This window comes from Mucilaginibacter sp. OK098 (assembly GCF_900142915.1).
Classification (GTDB): domain Bacteria; phylum Bacteroidota; class Bacteroidia; order Sphingobacteriales; family Sphingobacteriaceae; genus Mucilaginibacter.
Genome location: NZ_FRCM01000010.1, coordinates 165823 through 183979 on the forward strand (window position 1 = coordinate 165823; position 18157 = coordinate 183979).

At 39.0% G+C, this 18157-nt stretch carries 10 protein-coding genes; 8 read left to right on the top strand and 2 right to left on the bottom strand.

Annotated elements, in window-relative coordinates:
• Window positions 1-29 precede the first annotated feature (29 nt).
• Both BUE31_RS28060 and BUE31_RS28065 read right to left on the bottom strand, forming a co-directional pair.
• A complete protein-coding gene (locus BUE31_RS28060; protein WP_073407192.1) occupies window positions 30-743 on the bottom strand; it encodes a LytR/AlgR family response regulator transcription factor in 714 nt (237 codons plus the stop codon).
• Window positions 721-1818 carry a sensor histidine kinase gene (locus BUE31_RS28065; RefSeq protein ID WP_073407193.1) on the bottom strand — a complete coding sequence of 366 codons (1098 nt, stop codon included), beginning with the start codon at window positions 1816-1818 and terminating at the stop codon, window positions 721-723. The genes BUE31_RS28060 and BUE31_RS28065 overlap by 23 nt, the downstream gene beginning before the upstream one ends.
• 130 nt (window positions 1819-1948) lie before the next feature.
• Between BUE31_RS28065 and BUE31_RS31220 the strand changes: the two genes are divergently transcribed.
• The 8 genes from BUE31_RS31220 to BUE31_RS28100 form a co-directional block, all read left to right on the top strand.
• A complete protein-coding gene (locus BUE31_RS31220) occupies window positions 1949-2119 on the top strand; it encodes a hypothetical protein (RefSeq protein WP_159440760.1) in 171 nt (56 codons plus the stop codon).
• 806 nt (window positions 2120-2925) lie between these two features.
• Window positions 2926-9366, top strand: coding sequence for a non-ribosomal peptide synthetase (locus BUE31_RS28070; protein WP_073407194.1), 6441 nt, complete (start codon window positions 2926-2928; stop codon window positions 9364-9366).
• Window positions 9367-9447: 81 nt separating this feature from the next.
• Window positions 9448-10422, top strand: a complete 975-nt coding sequence (gene sbnA / locus BUE31_RS28075; protein ID WP_073407195.1) for a 2,3-diaminopropionate biosynthesis protein SbnA — start codon at window positions 9448-9450, stop codon at window positions 10420-10422.
• Window positions 10423-10468: 46 nt separating this feature from the next.
• On the top strand, window positions 10469-11437 hold the full coding sequence (locus BUE31_RS28080) for a 2,3-diaminopropionate biosynthesis protein SbnB (RefSeq protein ID WP_073407196.1): 969 nt from the start codon (window positions 10469-10471) through the stop codon (window positions 11435-11437).
• An 80-nt stretch (window positions 11438-11517) separates the two neighbouring features.
• Window positions 11518-13053, top strand: a complete 1536-nt coding sequence (locus tag BUE31_RS28085; protein ID WP_073407197.1) for a serine hydrolase — start codon at window positions 11518-11520, stop codon at window positions 13051-13053.
• A gap of 100 nt (window positions 13054-13153) precedes the next feature.
• Entirely contained in the window at window positions 13154-14476 is a 1323-nt protein-coding gene (locus BUE31_RS28090; protein WP_073407198.1) for an aldehyde dehydrogenase family protein, read from the top strand.
• A gap of 98 nt (window positions 14477-14574) precedes the next feature.
• Window positions 14575-15939 (top strand): aminotransferase class III-fold pyridoxal phosphate-dependent enzyme, encoded by a 1365-nt coding sequence (locus tag BUE31_RS28095; RefSeq protein WP_073407199.1) that lies wholly within the window; start codon window positions 14575-14577, stop codon window positions 15937-15939.
• Between the two features lie 256 nt (window positions 15940-16195).
• Window positions 16196-18157 (top strand): condensation domain-containing protein (locus BUE31_RS28100; RefSeq protein ID WP_143167294.1); only part of this gene is annotated, 1962 nt, incomplete at its 3' end.

Here is an 18157-nt window from a genome sequence, read left to right on the forward strand (position 1 = left end):
TAAGGACATGGGTGGCGTTTTGCCTGCGACTACTTGTTATCTATTAGATTTTTTCTGAATATCTCAAAGAATTGTTTTTTGTAACTATCGCTGATTGGGATCCCCTGCTCCAGCCCCTTCAAAAACACTTGATTCCCATTAACCATTTTTACCTTATTGATAGAGATAATATAGGATTTATGGGTTCGTATAAATCTATCGGCCGGAAGCTTTTCCTCCAACGATTTAATGTTTAATAAGGATATCACCCTTTGCTGCGTAGTAAACACCGAGATGTAATTTTTAAGTCCTTCTATGTAAATGATGTCATCAAGATCTATTTTCAATAGCTTGTTTTTGGAGTCTGTTTTCAGAATGATAAAAGCATTCGGAGCAGCAACACTTTTACTGTTAGAAAGTGCCAGCACTCGTTGAGTGGCTTGCAAAAGCCTTTCGAAAGAGACGGGTTTTACGATATAATCCAGTACTTCGTTTTCAAATCCCTCTAAGGCATATTCTTTATAGGCCGAAATTACAACAACCGGGATCTTCTTTTTCAGGAGCTTGATAAATGAGAGTCCGGAAATGTCGGGCATTTCAATATCTAAAAAAAGAACATCCACATCATTGTTTTCTAAAAACTCAATTGCATTTACCGGATTATTAAAAGTTTCCAGTACTCTTAAATAGTCAATTTTTTCAACATGGATCTTTATCAGATCAATGGCATGTTGTTCGTCATCAATTATTACGCAGTTTATCATCGGTCAAAGGGATTTTTAAATTAAAAGAATAGAAATAGCTTTCATTTTTTATCTTTAAAGTGTGATTATCCGGATAAGCAAGGTTAAGCCGCTTTTCGATATTCTTAATTCCTATCCCCATGCTTTCGGTTTTGGATTGACTGCTTTTCTTTTTATTACGGAGAGAGAAATATAAGTAATCATTAACTACAATTAAATTGATAATGGTAGGGTTCTTTTTGTCTTGCAAATCGCCGTGCTTAAATGCGTTTTCCAAAGATGTTATCAAAATAAATGGAATTATCTTTTTATCAGAAGATTGATCAAGTGCGTTGACAGAAAGGTCAATGGCAAGTTTTTGATTGAACCTAAGCTGGTGAAGCTCAATAAGATTGACCATATGCCCAATCTCCTCTTTAAGAGAGATCTTCCCTTGCGGATCGGGCTCCGCAAGAATATTCCTCAATATTTGTGATAGAAGCATAACCCCATTGGAGGCTTTTTCTGAATACTTTATAACTTCGGTATATATAAAACTCAACGTGTTGAATAAAAAATGAGGGTTGATTTGCAGCCTCAGATAATTTAATTCGGTATTGATCTTTTCTTTTTCAAGCTCAGCAGATTTTTGTTGTTCGATAAGCCTGTTTTTTTGCGTTTCCGATAAATTCCGTTCTACCCGTAATTTGTCGGTAATTAACCAATACGTATAGCTTACAGACATAATATACAAATAGCGGAATATCCTGAGTATCACAAATTGCTTTACCGATGATGTATACATGGTTGTAGGCAAGTGAATGTTGTGAATTAGCTTCATTAAATAATAATTGCTGGCGAGATAAAACAGGCCCAGGCAAGTTACAGTTAACAAACGCAGCTCATATTTAAACCTGCTATTCCCGATGGATCTTATGAAATGAAAGTTGCCATAAAATACAAGGGCGTTTAATAAGAAATAAAGCCCTGAACTTAACAGAAATACACTATCCGGATAGATAAGCCACACCGCCCCGTTTTCATACAAAAAATATAAAACCCATATAGAAATATGAATTAAAACTTCCTTTAATTCGTGATTTATCTTTCGGTTCATTATTGGGTTAGTAGAAGGTTTAGGGGCTTTTGTGTAACAAAAGGGCCCACTGGTGTATTTTTTTTTTTTTCATCGCAAGTTATTGAAAATATTACAGAAATAAATGTGCTCAAAAAATAATAATCATCGTATGGAACCAGTACAAATTACCCGCATGCCAAAGTTGAAAGTGAAAACTATTATGCAGTTTAACGGAAGGCGAAACAACAAGTCTGGAAGGAATTTACCCTATCCTACTGAAACTACTACAACTACTACGTTTCCGCCAACAGTTACTGGCGCTAGCATCTTAATGTATTGATTAGTGATGGCTACGGAAACCGTTGTTTAATAACATAATAGGTTTGTTTTTAAATATTAAACTGCGGTTTCCCGTTCTTTGTGTGCAACATCTGTTGTGGCATTCAACAATCGCCATCGGTTAATTTAAAATGTGTAATAATGCCCCTTCGCAATCAGGGCTTCGGGGTTTTGTATAAAGCAATTCGCTATTTATGAAACCCTGCAGCCATTACTTTAATGGTTGAAATGCGTTCGGGGAAAATTAGAAAACCGGTATATTATGCCGGCAAATATTAAAAAGCAAAATTGCAAGCGGTATAAAACATATTTGTATGTATGTTGCTGATTGTAAGTATTATATTGTGTATTATCTGATGAATAGTTTATTAAATAAGTTCTTTTAATTTATTTAATATATAGTTCAATGTTACTTTTATAACAACTTCTGGTTGTTACTGCGGGCCAATATAGGTTTCGCGTTAAAACTGGTTGTCTTATTTTGATACTTCATTTATATCCCGCGAAATGTGAGGGGCCTCAGCGAAGCTCTGTATCTTAATCATCTTTCTTAATATATGTTTAGCGGCTTTTTGTAAACCCAAATCACATTTGCTTTTTCAATACCAGATCGGACCTTAAGGCTAAAACATATTTGCAGCCGTGAAGTAAGACCACAACAGGCGGAGTTTCTGCGTTGAAATTATTCTTATAAAAGAGTGTGATCCTTAAATTATAAATATCCTGTAACCTACCGAGTATCGAGGTATTATCTGTTTAGATAATGCCGGATAATATTTAGCTTAAATCCTAATTCCAACCATTCACATGAATCTTGTAGATGTTTTATCCAAAAGGAGTGAACAGAAGTCGCTTGGTATTACTTTCATAGAAAGTAGCACTCAGGAAGATTTTCTTTCTTACTATTCTTTGTACAATTCCGCATTAAAGGTGTTGTCCTTTCTTCAAAAAAAAGGAATACAACCTAAAAGCGAATTGGTGCTTCAGATTGATGATAATAAAAACTTCCTGGTCGTTTTTTGGGCATGCATCCTTGGGGGCATCATACCTGTACCATTGTCAATTGCTAAAAGAGACGATCACAATAAAAAACTTTCACAGGTTTGGGCAACACTATCCAGGCCAAGTTTGATAATTTCTCAAAACGCTGTAAAACAATTAGAAGAATATTTAGAAGAACAGGGTTTAAACAACCAGCTACAGCAGATCAATAGTAATCTTTTATTTGTTGAGGACATTTTTTCATCTGATGAAATGGGCGTTATTCACAGTGTAGAAGAGGATGATATTGCATTTATCCAATTCTCATCCGGATCAACCGGTAACCCTAAAGGTGTTATGCTTACTCATGCCAATCTGATTGCTAATGTAAGCGGGATTGCATCGGCGGCGGCCTATACTGAAAAAGATAGCTTGTTAAGCTGGATGCCGCTAACTCATGATATGGGAATGATCGGTTTTCATATCAACCCGCTGTTTAGCGGAGTTAACCAATACCTAATGCCCACAAACCTGTTTGTTCGGAACCCCCGGTTGTGGCTGGATAAAATATGTGAGCATAAGATAACCGTTACATCCTCACCTAATTTTGGGTATCGGTACTTATTAAAATATTTAAATGAGGGTGCCGAAAATTGGGACCTTTCAAGTCTAAGGATCATTTACAACGGGGCGGAACCTATTTCTGAGAAACTTTGCATTGAGTTTAATGAAAAGTTAGCCGGGTTTGGTTTAAAAGACACAGCGATGTGCCCGGTTTATGGCTTAGCGGAAGCTTCTGTAGCGGTATCTATGTCTGTTATTGAAAATAAAGTACAAGCGCTGGTACTTAACACACAAAAGCTTAACCCGGGCGACGAGGTACAGGAAATAGATCCGCTGTTAGGAAGCAGTACATTTGTAAATGTTGGAAAATCTGTTCCTGGTTGTTTAGTTCAGATTGCAGATGAAAATAACCAAACCCTGGCCGATGGAAGAGTAGGAAGGGTTAAAATTAAAGGTACAAATGTTACCAATGGGTACTACAATAATAGTAGCGCATACGATGAGATAATCGACATGAACGGCTGGCTTAACACCGGAGATCTCGGTTTTATCAAAGACGGCGATCTGTATATTACCGGTAGGGCTAAAGATGTGATTTTCATCAATGGGCAAAACTATTATTCACACGATATCGAAAAAGCAGCAGAGTCTATTGAAGGTATAGAACTAAATAAAATAGTTGTTATTAGTTCTTTCGTTCCCGAATCTGAATCAGAAGAAGTTATAGCTTTTTTACTACATCGCGGATCTCTTGAGAAACTTGTACCGGTTGCAAGGTCATTGAAAATGTGTATCAATGAGAAATTCGGGTTTGATCTTACCAAAATAATTCCTGTAAAAAATATACCGAGAACCACGAGTGGCAAACTTCAGCGTTTTGAACTGCAAAAATTGTATAAAGAAGGCGAGTTTCAGCAGGTTGAACAGGAATTTACGCTGTTGTTTAATCCTTTTAATGATAATACCGCAGTACCCCCGGCTAACGATGTGGAAGAAAAGATATTAAGAATTTGGGAAGATGTTTTACAAAGTAATAATATCGGGGTCGAAGGAAAATTCATAGAGGTGGGGGGCAATTCGCTGAAAGCAGCCGAACTGATAAATAAACTTCAACTGGCGTTTCAGGTAGAGCTGCCGATAATAAAATTATTTGAACTTCAAACCGTTAGAAAGTTAGCCGCAGAGATTATAAATCTGAAGCACAAAACTTACGAAGCGATACCCAAAGCTGCCTTAACGGACTCTTATCCGGTGTCTGCAGTGCAAAAAAGAATTTATTATGCCTGGAAAATGGATCCGGATTCCATTGCATATAATATGCCTGTAGCAATTGAATTGGAAGGCAAAGTAGATACTGAAAAGCTCACTGACTGCCTTACAAAATTAATAGCCCGGCATGATGCTTTGAGGATGACTTTCTTCCTATCTGAAGAACCCCGATTCCGGGTAAAGGAGAGCATTAATGTTCAGCTTAACATTATCAAATGTGAAAAAAGTGAATGGGACGATAAATTAAAGGATTTAATCTCACCGTTTGATCTGGCTAACGGGCCTTTATTCAAATTCTTTTTGCTTGATAATGAGAATATTGATGACAGGAAACAGTTGTTGCTGTTAGATTTTAACCATATAATTTCTGATGGTCAGTCTGCCTATTTATTTATTAATGAGTTGTTGCAAGCTTATCAAGGCAATGTGCTACCAACGCTTAATGCGTCATTCAGTGATTTTACCACTTGGGAGCAGGCGCAGGACCCCGGAACAAAAGAATTTGCAAAGCAATATTGGGCTGAGCAATTATCTGGCGAATTACCGGTTCTTGAAATAGCCCGTGATTTCCCTCGTCCGGTAATTACAAGCATGATCGGGAAAAGGCAAACCTTCAGCTTGACCGAGTCTGTTTCAGCAAAGTTGAAGGAACTTTCAACAGCGTACCAGGTAACAAAACATGCGTTGCTTTTTACACTTTACCGCATTTTTTTAGGTAAATATTCTGGCCAGGAAGATGTTGTTATAGGGATAGCTTCACGTGGAAGAACACACCCTGATCTGCAACAAGTACAGGGCATGTTCGCTAATAATCTTTCCATCAGAAGTGTTGTTGTAAGAAATCAGTATTTCGCAGATCTGTTAAAACACGCTTCTAAGCTTATTAATAATGCTATTGACCATCAGGATCTGGCATTTGACGATCTTATAAATTTCTTGAACATTCCGTCTCGGCCCGGTAGAGCGCCTATTTTTGATACAATGTTCTTGTATCAAAGTTTGGAAATGTCTGACGGGCAGGCTGCTGATATTAAGTTCAAAAAATATTCTTTTGATCCCGGCTTTTCAAAATTCGACATCACGATGGAAATAGAAGATGGCGATCAAATCAACTATGCTTTTGAATATTCCACCCAATTGTTTAAGGACAAAACAATTATAGAATTCTCCAGAGGTTTTGAAAATATTATCGACCAGGTTTTACAAAATCCGGGTGTTTTAATTGAAGATCTATCTCCATTGGGAAAAAGAGAATTTCAGGATTTTTATGTCAGCTACAATGCAACCCGGAAAGAAATAGAACCATCGGTTACAGTTTTAGACCTGTTTGAAAAACAGGTTGAGAATAATCCTGATGCGGTTGCAACAGAATACCTGGGGCAGCAACTTTCCTATAGAGAGTTAGATGCTAAAGCTAACCAGGTTGCAAGCGCTCTAAAAGATAAAGCCGTTGGCAGGGGAGACATTATTGGCTTGCATCTGAAAAGATCACCAGAAATGATAGCAACTCTGCTTGGCATTTTAAAGACTGGAGCAGCTTATTTACCACTTGAGCAGGGTACGCCCTTAGAGCGGGTGAAATTTATTGTACAAAATAGTGGCTGTACATTTTTGATAAGTGATTTAGAGCAGGCACACGCTGATTTTGCAAACTTACCACAGCCGGAAGTTTTAACGCTCAGGTCATTATTTGATAATCCTGGCAGTAGGTTCATCACTCAAAAAAATCAACCAGCAGATCTAGCCTATGTTATATATACCTCAGGCACTACTGGTTTACCCAAGGGAGTGATGATTGAACATGGTAGCTTGGTAAATTATATTTTATGGGCATCGGATGAATACAGCAATGGGGAGAGTTACTCATTTGCTTTTTATTCATCAATATCTTTCGATCTTACGGTAACATCTATTTACATGCCGCTTACTACCGGTAATAAAATAGTTATATATGGAGATGATGATGCAGCGATTTCCATTAATAGTGTAATTCGTGATAATTTGGTTGATTTTATCAAATTAACGCCATCGCACCTTCGGCTCATAAGGGAGAATAATCTGTTATCTTCATCATCCAGGATTAAAAAGATGATCGTAGGAGGAGAGGCATTGGATACGCAGCTTGCAACAGACATTTATGAACAGATGCAGGGAAGGGTTGAAATTTTTAACGAGTATGGCCCTACTGAAGCTACGGTTGGTTGCATGATCTATAAATTCAAACCGGAAGATGCCACCATAACTGTGCCGATTGGCAGGCCAATTGCGAACACGCAGATCTATCTGTTAGATAGTTATCTTAAACCGGTTCCGGTGAATGTACCAGGAGAAATATACATTGCCGGGGATGGTTTGGCGAGAGGGTATTTATTCCTCGATGAACTAACGACGGAAAAATTTATTGAAAGTCCTTTTACCGGGGGTAAAAAAATGTATAAAACCGGGGATATAGGCAAATGGTTGCCCGATGGAAATTTAGAATATATTGGCCGGAATGATAAACAAGTTAAGATCAATGGAAATCGGGTTGAAATATCTGAGATAGAAAATCTGTTGATCGCGTCCGGTAAAATTAAGGAAGCGGTTGTTTTAGTAGAAAGAAGCAAGAATTCAAATCATATTCAAGCCTATTTTACACTGATTGACCCAGGCAGCCAATTATCAGATATCTTTTTTAGAGATTACCTGGCGGAGAAGTTGCCCTACTTTATGATCCCGGGTGAGTTTGTCGAAGTTGAAACTATGCCGCTTACCAGGAATGGCAAGATTGATATTACGGCACTTCAAAAGTTTAGATCACTAAATGCAGGCATTCAAAAAGTTTCTGCTCAAAATGAGATCGAACGGGTGTTTGTAAAGATCTGGGCAGATGTTCTGAATGTTGCTGAAGTTGGGGTAACGGACAACTTTTTTGAAGCAGGGGGGGATTCGATCAAAGCTGTGCAGATCTCTTCAAGATTGTTTGAAGAAGGTGTTGTGATTAAAGTAAAAGATATTTTAACGTATCACACCATAAAACATATAAGCCAGCATGCCGAGCTTATTAACGACAAGCATTCATATGAACAGGGAATTGCACAGGGGCAGTTTACACCTACACCTATTCAATCCTGGTTTTTCAAACAGGAATTCCTTAACCCCGCTTATTTCAATCAATCAGTTCTGTTTTCAATCAAGCAACCTTTGGATCTAACCATCCTTGAACGAACTTTCCAGGCATTAATTGAACATCATGATACGCTGCGGGTTAACTATAAGCCGGTAACACATTCATTATTTTATAATAATGATCATTTAAAAGAAAATCACGCTATTGCGAAGTTTAAAACCGGTGACAGTAATTCCTTGATCGATATCTGTAATGACATCAGGAGCTCGTTCGATATTTTGAATGGTCTTTTAGTGAGAATGGCAATTATAGAAACTGATGATGAGCACGAGTTTTTGTTTATCACTGCCCATCATTTGGTTATGGATGGCGTTTCCTGGCGGATTTTCCTGGAGGATTTTTACAGTACATACTCGTTATTAGCTGAAGGAAATGCCGTAAGTATTCCGCAAAAAACTGCATCTTTTAAAGAATGGAGCAGTTTAGTAAATCAGCTCCCGGGATCTGAAGGTATAGAAAAGGAGAAAGATTACTGGAAAATGGTGGAAGAAACTCCTTTTACATTTCCCCAGGATTTTCATGCCAGTACAACAACAATAAGAGATCTAAAAAAAGTAGCGGTGAGCTTAGATAAGGAAACGACTGAATTCTTATTGAAAGGGGCACATAAATCATATAATACTGATGTGCCTATAGTTTTAAATACCGCTCTCGTGCTTGCCCTTTACGAGTTAACCGGGTTAACAGAGTTTATTATAGAACAGGAAAATCACGGAAGGCATCTGGAAGATATAAACGTTTCCAGGACGCTGGGTTGGTTTACCACTATGTATCCTGTTAAGTTAACCTACCAGGGTGAGATAAGCGGTCTCCTAAAATCAGTTAAGGAAACCATGAGGAATGTGCCAAATAATGGCATAGGTTATGGTATAAGTCACTTCTCTTCCGATCAACTCCGCCGCAAGCCGAGGCCGTCAGAGATAAGGTTTAACTACCTGGGTCAGTTTGACCAGGAGCTGAACAACAGGCTTATGGCATTCAGCAAAATTGATAGTGGCAGCGAAACAGATCCTTATAATGCCTTTACAACAAAATTGGAGTTCAATGCCATTATAACGGATGGCGAGTTTCATATGGAAATTCTTTACAGTTCTAAATTATTCGATCACGCTACGGTGAACGAGCTTTCGAAATGCTTTTTAGCGTGTCTGAATCATGTTCTGGCATATCTGAAAGACGAAAAAGATCTGTATTTCACGCCCTCTGATTTCTCTGCTGTGGAATTGGACGAGGATGACATCAGCGTTCTTTTTGGGGACAATTGATACTGAACGATCGAGCGATCTGTTAACATATTCTTCCGGTAATAACCAATAATCAACAACCTATTCTAATCTTAAAAAACGATGCTGACCAACATTTTAAATAAAGTGGGAAATACTCCCCTTGTATACCTGAAAAACGATGAAATGCCAAATGTTAAAATATTCGCCAAGCTGGAATATTATAACCCTACAGGCAGTGTAAAAGACAGAGCCGCCTGTTACATCATTAACAGGGCTTTAAATGAAGGGATCTTTAATAAGGATACAGTGCTCATCGAATCATCTTCCGGAAATTTCGGAGTTGCATTATCGGCTTACACTAAAATGCATAATCTGAAATTTATTTGTGTTATCGATAAAAACACTTTACCGGTTAACGAGATGCTGATAAGGCTTCAGGGCGCCGAGATAATTAAGATCACCGAACCTGATGAATTTGGCGGCTACCTGCTTAACAGGATAAAAACAATTAAGGATCTCCTTAAAAAAATGCCAAACCTGTATTGGGTAAATCAATATGCCAATACATTGAATGCCGAAGCATATTATGGCTCATTAGGAAGAGAAATTTGCCAGGAAGCGCCCGGCCAAAGGGTTGAATATGTTTTTATGGGGGTTAGTTCCGGCGGAACCATTACAGGGGTTTCCAGGAGAGTTAAAAAGGAAAATCCAGATGCCAAAATTATCGCAGTTGACATTTACGGTTCAGTGATATTTGGCGACACGCCCAGGAAACGATATATCCCCGGCATAGGCTCAAGCTTACAACCCGAAATACTTGAGCATGCATTTATAGACGATGTTGTGCTGGTAAGCGAATACGAAACTATCCTGTGCTGCAAGGAATTATTGGAAAAGCATAATTTATATGCCGGAGGATCTTCAGGATCTGTATACGCAGGAATAAAAAAATACTTTAGAGACAGGAAGATAGACGAATCGGTGAATGTTATGTGCGTTTTTGCCGATCGGGGAGAAAGATATATCGAGACCATTTATAACGAGGAGTGGACTGAGATGATTAGAAAACACTCGCTCGTGGAGAACTTAATATGAGTGCCCCCTTTTATACACTTTCAAAAATAAAATAACTAAAAAAACCATGATCTATATCAACGATAATGATATTAAGCAAGTATGCTCGGATTGGCATAAAAATGTTGAAGTAATTGAAAACTCGGTAAAGGGTTTAGCTACCAACGAATATGCCCAGCCTGTTAAGCCTTATCTAAGGTACCGGGATTTGAAGAACCGCATTATTGCTATGCCCGCATTTTTGGGTGGTGAAATAAATATGGCAGGGATAAAATGGATAGCCAGTTTCCCTGATAATTATAAAGCCGGTTTGCCAAGGGCGCACTGTGTAGTGATTTTAAATAATGCTGATACCGGTGAGCCGGTGGGGATTATAAATAGCGGGACCATATCTGCAATCAGAACAGCATCGGTAAGTGGTTTTGTTTTGAAGGGATATTTGAAAAAAAAGGATCTAACACAGTTAACAGTAGGGATTGTAGGGTTTGGGCCTATAGGGCAGCAGCATTTAAAAATGTGTTTATCCATTCTTGGTGACCGTTGTTCAAAAGTTATTTTAAACGACATCAACGGAGTAAATACGGACTTAATTGATGATGACACTAAGCATTTAGTTGAAGTGGCAGACAGCTGGGAAGAGGTTTACGATCAGGCAGATGTTTTCATCACCTGTACAGTGGCGAAAGACCGTTACATCGACAGGCGGCCAAAAGCCGGATCACTCCATATTAACGTATCGCTTCGTGATTATAAAACCAATGTTTACCCCTGGTTTAAAGACGCCATTGTTGTTGATAATTGGGAAGAAGTTTGCCGGGAGAATACAGATATTGAGAAATTCCATTTAGAAAATGGCTTGCGTGAGGGTGACGCAGGTACTGTAGTGGATTTGCTTGATGCAGATTGGGCAAATTCTTACCAGGACAGTCAGGCTATAATGTTTAACCCAATGGGTATGGCAATATTCGATATTGCTATTGCAAAACACTACATGCAGACACTGGAGCAACAGAATTTAGCGCTCGTTTTAGATTAATCTATTTACACTACAAATAACGTTGACAAAACAACGTGGAGATCACGCTTTCGCACTAATCTTTTTAATGAATATTCAAAATGAAAAACTTTAACTTAAAATTTTTATCCTTTTCAATTATCATTTTATTACTTGCTTTTTCGCAGGAAGTAAATGCCCAGGTAGCTCAAACGACTTTTAAGGTAAACGGGCGGACAATAAAAATTAAGGATTTTAATGAACAAATTGAAAAAATCATAGACAGTGCGAGCACACCTGGTCTGTCACTCGCAATTATCGATCAAAATAAAGTTGTTTTTTACAATACCTACGGCTATAAAGAAATTAAAAGATCTGCTGATGGCAAGATCCAGGGCAACGGTAACATAGATAAAGGAACGCTGTTTGAAGCTTGTTCATTGTCCAAAAGTTTCTTTCTCTTTGCTGTAGAAAGATTGGTAGACAAGGGTGTTTTAAACCTGGATACACCATTATACCATTACCTTAAATATTCCAAACTTGATTACGATGAAAGGTATAAAAAAATTACCGGCAGGATGGTGCTTTCGCATTCCTCAGGTATGGAGAATTGGGAGAACCAAAACAATCCTGACAAGCTTGAAATAATTAGCGAACCCGGAGAAAAATTTAACTATTCCGGAGAGGGATATGTCTACTTGTCAAAAGTAGTTGAAAAGCTTTTGGGCAAAAGCACCGAAAGTTATATGAAGGAATTGGTTTTGGAACCGCTTAACCTTAAACAAACCTTTATCACCTTTCCAAAGAACGGAGCCGCTGCAAGCAATTATGCTTTCGGACACAATTTTTTTATGGAATCCGCTTCCAAAAATAAAAATGAATCACCTAATATTGCGGCGCTTATCAATACAACCGCAAACGACTATGCTCAGTTGTTTATCAGTTTTTTCAACAACAAATTCCTCTCTAAAGAACGGGTTGACGATATAACAGGTGTAGACACAACTAAGCACTACCCGGTAATGGACGAGCATTATTATTGGGGACCGGGCTTTGCCGTGAATAATGAAGCGGGAGATACCTTACTGTTTCAAGGTGGCGATAACAGGGGGTTTAAGGGTTGGAGTTTCTATTCCCGCAGGCGAAAATCAGGGTATGTGATGTTTACTAATGGCGACTCCGGGTACCGCATTGTACAGGTAGTTAACGCGCTTACTACGGCGCATCATCATATTTATGATTTTAGCGACCAGTACCCAAACCCTATGATAGAGGTGTTGCACAGGTATAACAAACAAGGATATATTCCGGCGCTGAATTATTTTAAGACTATCGCATCCCGAAAAGATAGTTTTACATCAAAGGATGACTTTGATGAGTGGGGATATATTTTCATGGATAAAGGGCCTGAACTTTCTGCTGCTATCGCTGAAGTTTATGAGAGCCGGTATCCGGCAAGCCAGGATGGTTTTGTGTTGCACGGAAATGCAATGATGAAATTGCAACGTTTCAAAGAAGCCATTATTGATTTTAATACGGCGATCAAGCTTGATAACAATTCTCGCACTCAGTTTGAAAATTTGATAGCCCAGTGCAACGAGCAGATTAAAAAGAACAGCGAAGAGAAGTCAGTCCAAAATATTTCCAAAAAGCAGTAACCACAGCTTTCAGTTAACCCGTCATTTTTCTCAACATCAGTTATATATTATTGATATATAAATAGTTGTATTTCTTAATTTTTTAAGCCTGAATAATCCAATGAACTTTGAGCAAAGAAAACTAGCGCTGGTAAAAACAGCTATCAATTTAGGTGATGAACAATTTCATCAGAAACTAATAAGCGCCTACAGCCAGGATACCGGATTCCTGAAGAAAAACGTAAAAATTCGTGAAGTAACAACTCCAATTGCAATTTTAAATGAGATTGGGAGGGAAACACACCTAACAAAGGCCTACGGCGTAGATCTGCAACAATTACAATCACTTGGCAAGGTGGCTGTTTTATTACCCAGAAATGGCGTTAACCTTTGTTTGGCTAAATCTGTAGGTGCTTCCTTTTTGGCTGGTAATGAAACTATTATCAAATTGCCCCGCAAATTGAACCAATCCGGTAAATATTACCGCGAACTGGTATTGAATAATTTACCCGACGTTTCATTTGCGCCTGACGAAATCTCGTCGCAAGAGTTTTTAAAAAATTGTATAACAGATCCGGAGATTAAAGCTGTTGTTATCTATGGTGATGATCATTGGATCTGGGGATATAAAAACCTTGTAAGGCGGTCAAATACTAAACTGATTTTCGAAGGCCCGGGTAAAGATCCATTAATTGTAATGGAAGATGCAGATTTAGATATAGCTGTAAATGATGCAGTTAAGGGAGGCTTGTTAAACGGTGGGCAATCTTGTTCTGCTGTTGAGCGATTTTTTGTTCATGAAAGTTTAATGGATGAATTTTGCACTAAACTCACCGAACAACTAACAGGGTTAAAAATAGGAAGCCCGGAAAGCGAGGATACTGATATTGGCCCCATTTTATCTGCCTCTGTTTTGGAACGTTTAGAGCGACAGGTAAAAGAGGCGCAAGAGGCCGGAGCGAAAGTTTTGATGGGAGGTAATATTCAAAAAATAGGTTCCACTGATAGCTATGCTTTTCCTCCAACCATAGTTACCGGCTGCACGTTAAATATGAAAATAATTAAGGAGGAGAATTTTGGCCCGGTATTTCCCATAATATCATTTTCTTCCGAATATGACCTACTACCTAAAGTAGACAATTGTGACTACGGCCTTAATGCCAGTGTGTATGGTACATTGTCTTTTGAATTTAGAGAGTATTTAATTAACTCTCATCGAAGTGTGTTCTTTGATTGCTCAGTTTTTAATTCCGGTAACCGCGATTCACAACTTATCGACGGCGGGTATAAGAACTCCGGGTTTATCTGGAAATGGCACGAAGACAGGTTTTTGCAGATAGAAGGAAAAAGGATGTTGTTAAAAGAACTATCGCAGCAGGAATCCTTGGCTGAACTTCAGGAGGTGCAGACACTGGAGGTTGAAACCATGATAGCGCAGGACTAATATAAATCTGCAGTAATTTCCAGATCATCGATCGAAATAATCCGCTTATATAAAAGTGTGTTTTGTCTCCACTTATTTATCACTTACTATATTAAATTATGAAAACATTTACAGAAGATCAATCCGGCAACAATGTGGATTATACTTTATTTCCTTACGTAGCACAAGGTGGGTTAAAACCCTTGCATGTGAAAAATGCAGATGGAATATTCTTTTATGATGATAATAAAAAGAAGTATATAGATTTTTCTTCCCAGTACATGAACGTTAATATTGGTCATGGTCATCCAGCTGTTATGAATGCGGTGATAGATCAAATGTTATCATTTAGTTACATGAATCCCAGTTTTGCCACCGATGCAAGAGGTGAATTAGGGCTGGAGTTAGCAAAACTGTTACCCCGGAACCTTACAAAAACCTTTTTTACATTGGGCGGCTCTGATGCTATTGACAGTGCAGTGCAGATAGCCCGTCGTTATACAGGGCGATCAAAAATTATTACAATGTCACGTTCCTATCACGGTGGTACTTACAGCGCTTTATCGCTCAGTGGCGATCCAAGACGTTTACTTGCCGGCGATCATACAATGCGCGATGTTGTAAGGGTAAACAATCCTTACTTCTACCGGTGCCCCTGGGGAAGTAAAACCTTTGAGGAATGCGGGACAAATTGTGCGGCCAATTTAGAAACTGTTATTGAGGCACAGGGAGGAGAAACTATTGCAGCAATAATCTTAGAAGGCGAGTCGGGTACCTCAGGCTGTATAAAATATCCTCCAAATTTTTGGAAGCTTGTAAGAGGTATTTGTGATAAATACGGGATCCTGCTTGTGGATGATGAAGTGATGAGTGGTTTTGGGCGGACCGGCAAAATGTTTGCCATAGAACATCATGATGTATTACCTGATATAATGTGTATGGCTAAAGGCATAACTTCAGGGTATTTGCCATTAGGCGCCGTAGCTGTAAGTGAAAAGATCTCTTCTTTCTTTGACGATCATGCGCTGCCCTGTGGCTTTACCTGTTCAGCACACCCGGTAAGCTGTGCAGCTGCGTTAGCTGTATTAAATGTTTATAAGGAAGAGCAATTAGTGGAGAATGCATCAAAAATGGGCCATTACATCTACAAAAAGCTGGAAGAGCTGAGCAGTATCCACCCGTCAATAGGAGATTTTAGGATTACAGGTTTGCTTGGATGTATAGAGTTAGTTAAAGATAGATCAACTAAAGAACCCATTACTGCAACAATTGATGGGGCACACAACATGGAGGTGATGAACAAAATTGATTCTGTTTTTAAAGAGCTTGGGCTTTTCACGCTTCTTCGCTGGAACCTCATATTTATTGCGCCGCCACTTTGTATTACCAAAGAGCAGATTGACGATGCATTTGAGATATTATCCGCAGGATTATCCGAAGCGGACAAATATTGCAACCAGTTATGTTTAAATCTCGAACACTAAACGGCAGGACTGCTCAAATATTCTCTAAAAATTGTCTGCCAGATTTTTAAGAGTTGTCAATAAGTTCTCTAAGAACTATTGATTTAACTTTATATAAGATGGCCACCGGCCTTTTCACTAATAACTCTCTGCTAACCTACTTCAGGCAAGCGCTTGGCAGTAAACCAACCCTGGCTTTTGATTCACCTTGGCTCAACCATCAGATGCCAGGTGCAACATATGGACTTTTAACCTTAATATAATTTCATACTTACCAATGATTGCTAAAATAGAAAAATCAAACGTTGAAGAGATATTTCCCCTCAGCACCGCTCAAAAGGGTATGTTATTTCATTATTTGAAGGATGAAACAGGAAATCAATTCAATGTACAAATAGTATTGGAAATTGGAGGTTCATTAGATATTGATCTGATGAAACAGTCTGTTCGTAATATTCAGGCTAACAATGAAGTACTGCGTTCCGTGTTTAACTGGGAGATTGTAGGTAAACCCTTTCAAATCGTTCTTAAAGAAATTCAGGCTGAGTTTAACTTTCAGGATTTTTCTGACAGCCATAATGACCAGGAGCCAGATTCTTACAAAGCTTACCTGGAAGAAGACAGGCAAAGAAGATTTGATTTAAATACTTTGCCTATCCGGTTTGGGGTAATCAAACTTTCATCTAACCGGTACCTGATGCATATTACTCATCACCATATTTTGTATGATGGATGGAGTACCGGGATCTTATTGAAAGAAACATTCGCTGCCTATGATATGTCGTTACAAAAAAGCTGGTCCGCTTTTAGCGCAAAACCATCTTACAAAGAAATTCAGACAGCGATCAAATTAAAGTCTGCGGATAAGCAAGGGGAGCAATACTGGTCCGGATACCTTAAGGGCTATGATGCAGTTAATTTAAGTGCTAAAAAGACAGATGCTTACGAAGATGGCCAGCTAAAAACTATAAAATTCTTTGCTAATGATCTTGATCTCGAAGGCTTTTCTGCCAGCAACAAAGTTACCAAAGCGTCAATTATATACGCGGCATATGCAATTCTGCTGCAAAAGTATCTAAATACCTCAGATATAGTTTTCGGCACCGCGGTTTCTTACCGCGAGGGCACTATGAGGAATGCTGAAAATGTAATGGGCAATTTCATTAATACCATTCCTTTGAGGTTAAGGGATAATGAAAATTTGTCTTTCCTTGAAATCGTTGCCGGCGTTCATTCAGATTTGATAAACAGGAATTCTTATAACCATACATCCTATTTCGAGATTAAGCAATTAACAGGCCTAAAGCCTTCTGAGGATTTATTTGATTCTGTAATTGTTATTGAAAATTATCCGCTGGATAATAATATACAAAATGACGATCTCGGTTATACAATAAAACTGCATTCATTATATGAAAATGCCGGATTGCCTTTGCATATCACTGTGTTTTTTGAAGAAGCATTAAAAATTGATTTTACATACGATCCTTCAAATATTTCGGACGATTTAGTTACTGCGTTGTCTGAACATTTGCCGGTAGTGATCAAATCTATCCTGGACAATCCAACCGGGTTGGCCGGTATGATGGACATCTTATCATCGTCCGATCGGAACAAGCTGTTAAATGAGTTCAACGATACATCGGTAGCTTATCCGAGAGACAAAACGATGATTGATTTGTTCGAAGCGCAGGCAGAAAGAACGCCTGATGAAACAGCTTTGATCTTCGGCGGGGAGCGGATGAGCTACAGGGAACTGTCGGCCCGTGCAGACGTGGTAGCTTCGCTGCTGATCGCCCGCGGTGTAAAGCAGGACGAGGTAGTAGGGCTGATGAGCGAACGTTCGTTTGGGCTGCTGGCCAGTTTATTGGGGATCCTGAAAGCAGGCGCGGCCTATATGCCTTTAGACCCGAATTACCCGGCAGACCGGATCAGCTACATGCTGGAAGACAGCGGTGCGAGTCTGCTGCTGAGCAGTGCCGCGTGTAAAGAAAGATTTAGCGCGGAGCGGGATGTGATAGTGATTCCGTGCGCATGTGCTGCGATCCCGGAACAAAAAAAGATAAAGAGTTTGGCGCAGGCAGAAGGCCTGGCATATGTGATCTATACCTCGGGATCAACAGGACGCCCCAAAGGCGTAATGATCCCACACCGTGCGGTAGTCAATTTCAGCAAAGGGATGAGCGACCTGATCGAATTCGCAGGAAAGACGCTGTTATCAGTAACGACGTTTTCGTTT